Source organism: Microcystis sp. BLCC-F209, assembly GCF_041928595.1.
Taxonomy (GTDB): domain Bacteria; phylum Cyanobacteriota; class Cyanobacteriia; order Cyanobacteriales; family Microcystaceae; genus Microcystis.
On sequence record NZ_JBHFLL010000228.1, the window covers coordinates 1 to 9,644 of the forward strand.

The 9,644-nt window shown below is 40.8% G+C and carries 5 protein-coding genes, 1 tRNA gene and 2 pseudogenes; 1 reads left to right on the plus strand and 7 read right to left on the minus strand.

The window, feature by feature from the left end:
- From ACE1AQ_RS14780 to ACE1AQ_RS14800, 5 genes and pseudogenes are all read right to left on the minus strand, one after another.
- The coding region (locus tag ACE1AQ_RS14780) for a right-handed parallel beta-helix repeat-containing protein (RefSeq protein ID WP_374808676.1) at nt 1-3,392 on the minus strand (3,392 nt) is incomplete at its 3' end.
- A gap of 449 nt (nt 3,393-3,841) precedes the next feature.
- Nucleotides 3,842-4,032, minus strand: a pseudogene (locus ACE1AQ_RS14785) (hypothetical protein).
- A 365-nt stretch (nt 4,033-4,397) separates the two neighbouring features.
- A complete protein-coding gene (locus ACE1AQ_RS14790) occupies nt 4,398-5,888 on the minus strand; it encodes an MFS transporter (RefSeq protein WP_008196312.1) in 1,491 nt (496 codons plus the stop codon).
- Nucleotides 5,889-5,910: 22 nt separating this feature from the next.
- Nucleotides 5,911-6,693: a DNA repair protein RecO gene (gene recO, locus ACE1AQ_RS14795; protein WP_008196313.1), complete on the minus strand. Its 783-nt coding sequence runs from the start codon at nt 6,691-6,693 to the stop codon at nt 5,911-5,913.
- Between the two features lie 202 nt (nt 6,694-6,895).
- Nucleotides 6,896-6,968 (minus strand) — tRNA-Ala (locus ACE1AQ_RS14800).
- A gap of 77 nt (nt 6,969-7,045) precedes the next feature.
- Here ACE1AQ_RS14800 and ACE1AQ_RS14805 point away from each other — a divergent pair.
- On the plus strand, nt 7,046-7,858 hold the full coding sequence (locus tag ACE1AQ_RS14805; protein ID WP_008196325.1) for a rhodanese-related sulfurtransferase: 813 nt from the start codon (nt 7,046-7,048) through the stop codon (nt 7,856-7,858).
- 48 nt (nt 7,859-7,906) lie between these two features.
- Here the strand turns inward: ACE1AQ_RS14805 and ACE1AQ_RS14810 are convergent, their stop codons facing one another.
- Together ACE1AQ_RS14810 and ACE1AQ_RS14815 are read right to left on the minus strand one after the other, a co-directional pair.
- Nucleotides 7,907-9,448 carry an RDD family protein gene (locus ACE1AQ_RS14810; RefSeq protein ID WP_008196328.1) on the minus strand — a complete coding sequence of 514 codons (1,542 nt, stop codon included), beginning with the start codon at nt 9,446-9,448 and terminating at the stop codon, nt 7,907-7,909.
- A 57-nt stretch (nt 9,449-9,505) separates the two neighbouring features.
- Nucleotides 9,506-9,644, minus strand: a pseudogene (locus tag ACE1AQ_RS14815) (shikimate 5-dehydrogenase); the annotation flags it as partial.

Consider the following 9,644-nt stretch of genomic DNA (forward strand, 5'->3'; position numbering starts at 1 on the left):
TTACTGGGTAAGGTGATGGTACTACTTGCTGTATAGGTTTCATTCGGTTCTAAGGGTAATCCGTTGCTACTAGAGATATATTGTTGATTAAGATAAATATCATCACTATCCCCATAGATGTCATTGGTGGAGAAGACTACCTGATCATACCAGTAGGAACTTCCCGTAGTAACAGAACTGTCATTTTTCCCCGTCCAGGATAGGGTAATAGTCTGACTAGCAGTAGCCGTAGTCGGTGCTGTTACTTCAGTAATAATTAAATTGGGTTGACTAATGACTATAGGAATACTATATATATTATCCGTATCATCGGTTTCTGCTTGATAATTATATTGATCCGTCTTCAGCAATAAATAGCCACTCGTAGCAGCTATATAACTAGGCAAGGTAACATTGCCCGTCATTGTATAAGTTTCATCGGGATCTAAAGGTACGTTGCTATTAGATGAATCAATCCAAAAGTTATTTATATAATAGTCATTATCATTGCCCCAGATGTTATCAGAAGAATAGACAATGCCATCGCTCCAAGAACTCCATGGGGTGGTAACTGTACCTTGATTTTTAACCGTCCAATTCACGGTGAAAGACTGTTCTAAACCCACATTAGTAGGAGCAGTAGCCTCAGTAATCACTAAATTGGGTAACTCTCCCGTTAGGGTGATAGAGGGAGAAAATTCTGAGGTGTTGCCATCGGGATTAGTTGCTGTGCCAGTAATATAGCTATACAGTCTCTCGGCAGACAAGGAAAGGGTAAAATCAGCACGACCATTATCATCCGTAGTCACAGTGATATAGGTACGGTAATCCTCTCCTTCTCCGTTACCACTAGCATCCTGTGTACGATTAGCAAAAATTTCAATCCTGTATTCCTTATTGGCTTCACTATCTAGATAACCAATCAAGGTGGCTGTTCCTGCGACAACTTCAGCAGAGGTGAAAACGGGATAGTTTTGTAAAGCATTCGCTCCTGTATCGCTATCACCTTCATCATTAACGGTGACTCCATCCCGTCCTAAATCAATCCCTAAACCATAATTCTCATAGATACTATTGCCTTGAATAGTATTTTTCTGAGAATTATCTACGGAAATGCCGTTAGAGTTGTTATGGTTGATGGTATTTCCTGTAATTGAATTACCTTGTGCCTCTTCTTGGATACTCATCCCCTCGGCATTATTAAACAGAGAATTACCTGTAATTTGATTACCTGTGGCATCGGCTCCGCGAATAACAACACCGGTCGATTGATTATAATAGATGTGATTGCCTTGCACGAGGGTATTTTTTGCTCCAGCTAAATCAATCCCATCATCCCCGTTACCTAAAAAATAGTAGCCTTGGCTGCTAGTACCAATCCAGTTACTGAGTATTTGATTATTATTGGCGATATTTCCATAGGACAATACACTTACGCCGGTGTTAGTATTGCCAGCAATAATGTTTTTGTCAATAATATTATTGGAACCGTTAACTATCTCGACTCCAACCCCATTAGGACGGGATGAAGTTCCCGATGAATCAAGACCAATGTAATTATTAACGACTCGGTTATCAATTGCAGTTTCACCATTAATTAATACACCTGGTTTTCCTGTGTTACCAGAGATAATATTCCTTTCACTGGTAGTCGCTCCCCCAATCAGATTATTGGCAGATTCAATTAAAATACCCCCTTCTCCATTGCCAAAGAAAAATTGGCCAGCCAATCCCTCAAGATTGTTGCCAATTTCGCTAATAATATAATTAACTCCGCCAATATAATTACCTTGAATAATATTATTACCTTGGTCAGTTAATTGTATTCCATAGCCACTAAACTGAGTAATAATTAAGCCACGGACGGTACTGTCACCAGCACTAATAACTAGACCTGAGACTGCTTGATCTGGTTGATAATAAGTAAGATAATAACCACTAATTTGAATGATCGGCGTTCCCGCGTATCCCGGTTGACTGGTACCATCAATCAAGACAGGGGATGTAATTTCTGGCAAAGCCGATAAGGGAGTTATGGTATTTGTATAGTATCCACCCTCACCAATATTAAATACAATGGTATCTGTACCCGGATTATTATTAGACTCAGTTATTGCCCACCTTAGAGAACCTTCCCCATCGTCGTTGGTATTAGTAACTGTGTAAGTAGTTCCCGGATTATTAGTAATAGCAAAGCGAGCAAAACCCAATCCTGGACTACGAATACCTTCACCATTGAGAGGGACGACATTACCGTAATCATCTGAAACAGTCAGAGTATCCCCCTGGGTAACATACAGATAGCCATTTAGATAAACAGCGCCACTACCTTTCCCAATATTGAACGGCACATCAGGAAGGGTTTCTAACCAGCCATTTGCCCCCACTTTAGCAAAGTTACGATTGTTAATTAAACCCCGTCCTTCATTAAAAGGCCAACCATCTGTACTGGTTTCTCCTCTTAATAGATACAAGTCTCCATTAACTGCGGTGACAGAGTTACCCCATAAACTTGTCCCAGTACCGCTATTTGTCCAGCCTAAATCATTTTTCAGTGAGTAAATTAAGGTGCTTTGGGAGGCTAAAGGCGATTCACCATTGGGAGTAGAAGTCAAGAAGCTTCCTCCCGGATAAGCGAAGTCATCATGAGTCCACATCACCAATTGATCGCCACTGAGGTGATATAACCGATCATTAGTTGTATTGTACTCCCAATCTCCATTACGGGGAAAATGCTCCCCGGCAAAACTCCAATTAGGGGTTAATTGGGTATGAGTTCCACCACCACCAACATTATCAGTACGAGCAAAATTGTAATCTCCTCCTCCTGTATGATGGAGAATTACTGGTTCTTCATTGACATCTAGCCCAAGGACTCCGGCATTAACATTAATTAATGGCGAATCTTCACTGGTACTGGTTTTTTCCCATTCCTGCGTCCAAGTACCGCTAGTACCGGTGCTTAAATCGTAGGAATAGAGAGCCGCTATTTGTGGACCTGAGCGGAATTGGTAGTAATATAATTTATTGCCCGCCACAAACAGAGGATTAACTAAATTACCGGCGGAGAAAGCATCCCCCGACACCCCTTCACCATTTAATATCGGCAAATCTTCCCAGGTATCGGTTGCGGGATTATAGCGAGCAAAACGGACAGAACCGTTAGCAATACCTAGATTTTCTAAACTTTCCCCGCTCTCATCGCTCAAATTACTATTTAAGTCAATATAATCATCATTGCCATCGCCGCTAAAATCGGCGGCATAGACATAAGTTCCGTCAGTGGCGAGACCGCCACCAGCACTAACTCCGTAGTCGAAAGGTACTGCCGCTAATTGTTCCCAACCCAATTCCTGAACCATCGAAGAAGAGGTGGCAGTTGCTGTTTCCTGTACTGACAGAGGATTACTCATATCCTTAGCTCTAACACAAACAAGGTTAATACTGGGGCGATTAGCGACTATTCGCAGCCAAACACACAGTATTCCCACCGAGAATCAGATTAGCGGGAGGGGAACGGCTACTGCTAGGGCGAACATCGCTTCGCTGACCACTTTCCGAGCCTAGCCTAGATTAACTAGATATGTCAAGAAGGTTTCAATAACTTTACAGAAATCTTATAAAAACTTAACCAACTTTAGAAAATATAGCTATTAGTCATCCGCTTATTATTTCTATATTCTGGTTTATCACTGTTGAGATTGTCCAGCTGCCACCGGTAATGCTATGTTTATATTATTAAGTTATGTTAATAGCTTAATTGCTCTGGTTTTCATAGTTTAAAAACAATAGACAATAGACATCTCCAAAAATTATAACCCAATCACAGCTTGCTTTTCGTCTATGTACTAACCAAATAGTTCTAGGACGGAAATGTATATCTAGGGTGGGCTGAATAAATGTGAAATATAGACGAGGTAAGAAGTTGGCTCTCCCAGGTTTGGTGGGTAAAATGTATTCTAAGATACATTCCTCAAGAGCGAGGGAGTGGAAGGAACCACTCCAGACACAGAGGACACAAAGATCGATCATAGAGTAAGTTAAACTGATCACACAGAACCTAGAAGAGCCAGAAGTTTGGGGACTTGTGTGGGGAAGCAGCTGCAAAATTTTCCAGCTAGTGGCTCAAAAACCTTGCATCTTGAGCGGCGATTGCGTCCTGTCGGGGCGAATTCAGCCAACCCTATCTATCGTTGCCAATTTAATTTTACTGACAAATATGAGACAATTAAAATCATTTTTATTTAGTTAGATTCCTTAACTAGAAAGACTTTTGCTCTTCAGATAATATTAGGTGGAGGTCTAATATTTATCTAAGCGGCTATCTCCAATTCAGACGATAGTAACTCAATAAGAACAACCGAAACCCGTCGGGAAGATTCTAACATTTGCTGATAACTGATAACTGAAAAGTTCCGCTAATCTTTAGATAAATTCCCAGAAACATACCAAGTAAAACCACCGCCGATGACTGCCATAACTGCTAAAGCTAATAATACCGGTCGGAGTCCGAATTGAGTTTCGGCGATACCCGCCACGGCTAAGGGTAAAGAGAGGGCAATATTAACGGCATTGTTTTCTAAACCAAAGACTTTACCGCGCATTTCGGGGGGTGTATCTGCCTGTAGGGTAGTTTGCATGGGAACCCCGACTAAAGCGGCAAAAATCCCTAATAAAGCGGTCATAGCGAAGGCTAAAATTAAACTCTTTGTTGCTAGGGATAAACCGATTAAAGCTGCCGCCATACCCAGGGAACCCCAGAGACTTAATTGGGTGTGGGAGAATTTTTGGCCCCAATAACCCAAGGTAATCGCACTAACTGCCATTCCCGCACCACAGGAGGCTAATAAAAAGCCAAATTGAGAAGCTTTTAACCCGGGTAGTTTTTCGGCCATACTGACGGCTAATACCGATAGAGCGGCAAAAATACAGAATAAGATGACTAATTGAATTAAAGCGTTACGAACTTTATGATTTTTGTTGAGGTAACGAATGCCGTCGCGGATATCTTCCCAAACATGGGGCTGTTCTGCGGTAGGAATAACATATTTTTCGTTAGTTCGCAGGATAATTAGAATTAAACCGGCAATTATATAAAAAGTACCGACAATCATCACTTTACCAATATCAAATTGTCCGGCTCTCGTGCCGAAAATGCTATCGGCAAAAGCTAATAGAGGTTCACCGATGGCAAAACCGATAATTAATACTGCCATGGTGGTTAAAGTATTGAGGGAATTAGCGGGTAGAAGATGACGACGTTTTACCACCAATGGCAGGGTAGATTGTTCGGCAGGGGCAAAAAATTGGGTTAGGGTGGAGACAAGAAAAGTAATGACTAACAATAGGAAAAAACCGAGGGGTAAATTAAATTCTCCCTGTAGCCGGTAATACCAATTTCTTAAACCTTCCGGCAGCCAACCGAGGGGAATGGCTAAAGTTTGCTCGCGCACTAACCATAACAATAGGGGAATGAGCAGGACAAAAGCCCCCCGTAAAAGGTTAGAAATAACTAAAACTTGTTTTTTTAACCATCTATCAACATATACACCCGCCACCGAACCCACTAACACCGCCGGAATTGTATTAGCAATCATTATCGCCGATACCCAGCCACTAATCGACTGATCGGCTTTTTGGTAATGGGTGGCAATTAGGGAGATCATCAGAACTAAATAGAATTTATCCGCTAATTGGGAAAAAATTCCCCCCGCCCAGAGAATGAGAAAGCGCGGGTTTTTTAGCACTGGGGCAAAACCCTGACTAGGACTGGATTTGGGCGCACGTTTAGGCAAGCGGTTCATGGTTTCTGTGTCGGATTGCCTCGGTGAGGAATCGGAAGAATTAAAAATAGGAGTGGAGGAGTCGCTGGAATTAGCGTCGCCAGTTTCTGAGTCAAACAGTTGCATTATGATGATTTTTGCTATCTGTTTAAAATTCTAAGGGAGATAAACCCTCAACTAATGCCGAGGAGCGAAAAGTTTTTCCCAGATGATATTGAGTATAGCGGCGCAGCAGGCGATCGAGGTTAATCCAAGCTAGTTCTGAGGCAGGGTTTTCTGGTGGGGGAAAATCTGTTTTTCCTAAGCATTGCAGTAATTGCAGTTCTTGCAACGTCAGTTTACTATCGATTTTGGGCGGGTTGATGGTTTCTGTCAGGGCAGATAGATCTATTATTCCCCCTGCCTCGAAACTAAATCCTAGGCAATTGTTCCCAATTAAAGCTTTTCCCGTCAACAGGCAGTTATGGACTTGCGGCACTAAACCAGCAATTATTAAGAAATGAAAAATTGCTTGACAAAGATAGGGAAGTATGTATTGGTTCTCGTCGAGGACTTCAATTCTGGCCAGATGGCTGCAGATTAATTCGTATAATTCCCTCTGAGGTTGTTCACTCAGTGCGATCGCCAAAACCAGTTCACAGAGGTATTGACTAACGGTGAGTTTGGCGAGATTTTGACTTAATTTGGGATAAGATTCGATAGTTTCAGCTTGAACGACCTTATCTAGGGATTTTCCGGCGACTATCAACAGATTATTGACCACAAATAGTTCACTTCTACCCCGGAGGGAAGATTTATACTTGCGCGCACCGGGGGCAATGGCTCTAATTAAACCATACTCGGCGGTCAAAATAGTTAAGAGGCGATCGGCTTCTCCGAAGGCCATTCCTTGCAGATTGATTCCAGTAGCTTGATAGGTACGAGACATCATTTAAGTAGGTGGGTGGAATTAAATATAAAATGAACGTAGGTTGGGTTGAAGCATGAAACCCAACGCCCGCATGGGTTACGCTACCGCTAACCCATCCTACAAATAATTGTGCCTACCTACTTAATAATTAACTAGCTAATTGTCTCGCCAAAAAGACTTGAGCTAATCACCAAGCAAAAGGGAAACTATGGGGGAGATGCTATGGAGGTTAGCGGACTCGAACCGCTGACATCCTGCTTGCAAAGCAGGCGCTCTACCAACTGAGCTAAACCCCCGATCTGGTTTTTGAGACACTTTCGTTATTATAACCTATAGTGAAAAATATTACAAGTTAATTTTTCCCTTGCCTGCCATGTCTTATCTAGTCGCCACTTTTTACCAGTTTGTGGCTTTGTCAGATTATCGTCAAAAACAGCCAGAAATACAAAAATACTGCCAAGAAAGAGGAATTAAAGGAACTATTCTTCTGGCAGCCGAGGGAATTAACGCAACGATCGCTGGGAACCGTCAAGCGATCGCCGAGGTGATTAGTTGGTTAAAAACCGATACTCGTTTAGCTCATCTAGAGGTGAAAGAGTCTGTTTGTGATTATTTGCCCTTTCAACGCTTAAAAATTCGCTTAAAAAAGGAAATTGTAACTTTCGGTCAACCCAAGGCTAATCCTCTCGAAAAAACAGGAATTCATCTCAAAGCTGAACAGTGGAACCAATTACTGAAAGAGCCGGACGTGGTAGTGATCGATACTCGGAATAATTATGAAGTGGCGATCGGTACTTTTGCAGGAGCGCTTAACCCAGAAATCCGGCATTTTCGCCAATTTCCTGAGTATATTCACGACAATTTTGATAGTATTAACAATAAAAAAATAGCTCTTTTTTGTACGGGAGGAATTCGCTGTGAAAAGGCAGCAGCTTTTTTATTAAATCAAGGCTTTTCTCAAGTTTATCAGCTAGAGGGAGGTATTTTGAAATACTTAGACGAAGTTAGTCCCGATCAGAGTCTTTGGCAAGGAGAATGTTTTGTTTTCGATCAAAGAGTGGCCCTAACAGCTAATTTAGAGGTAGGACATTATGAAATGTGTCCCGCTTGCGGTCATCCCATCGATGAAAAAGATCAACAATCCCCCAATTACCGAGCGGGAATATCTTGTCCCTATTGTAGTTGATTTTATCATATCGTCCCACTCCCCTCCCCCTACTTTTCTAGGTTCTGGTTACTGTTTTTTGCGGATTTGTGTACCAGAAATCATGTCATGAAGGGCGCGTTTTTTCTTTGTCCAGGCTGCCAGTAAAAAGCCCAAATATAAGGGAGCAGTGGAGATAAATTTTAGTAAGTAGCGGCGATTGGCTCTTGCAAAAGATATGCGTCGGCCTTGGCTATCGGTGACGGATAAATCAAAAAACATTTTACCAATAGTGGCTTTAAAAAGATATTCTAAGAAAACATAATATAACCATTTAATAACTATTCCTAAACCAAGAGCGGTCAGGATGGCAATATGTTCGTGAGTAAAGTTAATTTTGGCTTGAATATTATAGATAATTGCTGCTATAAATAAGGCAAAACCGATAATTGTTGTTCCAGCTGCACTTAATCCCGCGGCATAATAAACCCAGATTTCTTTGGGAATATCAAAATTAAGATTTAAATCTTGAAAAGTTGCCCATTGTTGTAAGCGAAAACAGATGTAACCACCCAATAAAGCGGCGATAATAATAACGATAAAAGAATCAATTAAAGAAGCTTTTAAACGGAGCCAAAACCCAGCATAACTGGAAGAAAGTAAATCGGGAATAGATACAGAATTCCGAATAAGAATAACTTGAGTTTTTTCGGGAGGAGAATTTTTAGTTTTTTTGTTTTGCTGGGGATTAGCTTTAATATCGGTAATAATTTTTAGCAAAGTTTTGGTGTCTTTAGGTCGATCAATAGGCTTTTCTGCCATTAAATTATCGATAAAATCTGCTAATCTAGAAGGGATATTTGGGGCATATTTACGCCAGTTAAATTCATTGGTATTGATATTATAAATTTTGGGGTCACTGGGTTCTTTACCGGTTAACAAAAAGACGAAAGTTTTGCCCAAAGCATAAAAGTCTGATTGGGGAACAGAGTGACCACGAGATTGTTCAGGAGGAGCATATCCAGGGGTGTAAATTCCTGTATTTTTGCCTCCTGCTAGGACGGTTTTAGTCACCTGTCGCGCCGCTCCAAAATCAATTAAAACTAATTGACCATCGGGTTTTAAAATAATATTAGAGGGTTTGATGTCGCGATGATAGAATTTATGTTTATGAACCTCGTGGAGAATATTAGCTAACTGAGTTAACCAATCCAAAGCGAGATGATAATCAATCGGTTTAAATCCTCTTTGTTTTTGATGTTCTTCTAAGTCAATACCAGCAATTTTCTCCATAACTAAACAGTGTAAAGCAGTTTGACTCTCCCGGGGATGATAAATAAAATAGTTTTCTCCTTTGGGAATACCGGGGTGATTTAATTGTTTTAAAAGATTGGCTTCCTGTTGAAATAAATCAATAGCTTTGCTGGAATCGTAGGTAAGAACTTTTAATACTTTGGTTATTTTATGTTCATCTATCACTTCATAGGTATTACCAAATCCACCTTTGGCACTCAATAAATTTGTGACTCGATATTTACCATTTAAAAGCAAGTCGGAACCACAGGATTGACAGTAACGACTCTCCTTGATACTTTTCGGTTTAGGACAATGGGGATTAATACAAAAACTCATAGATTTTATTGGTAGAGTACAAAATAAACTTGATGATGACAATATTACCAGATATATTTAAGGTTTATTGCCAAGAAAAAAGCCACGCAATCCCAAAGTTACCACGGCACTTAAAAAAGCCACAACCATGGGGATAATCAGGGATTTAAAACCTTTCAAGTCAGCAATATCTTTAACTAGGATTGCATAACTATCT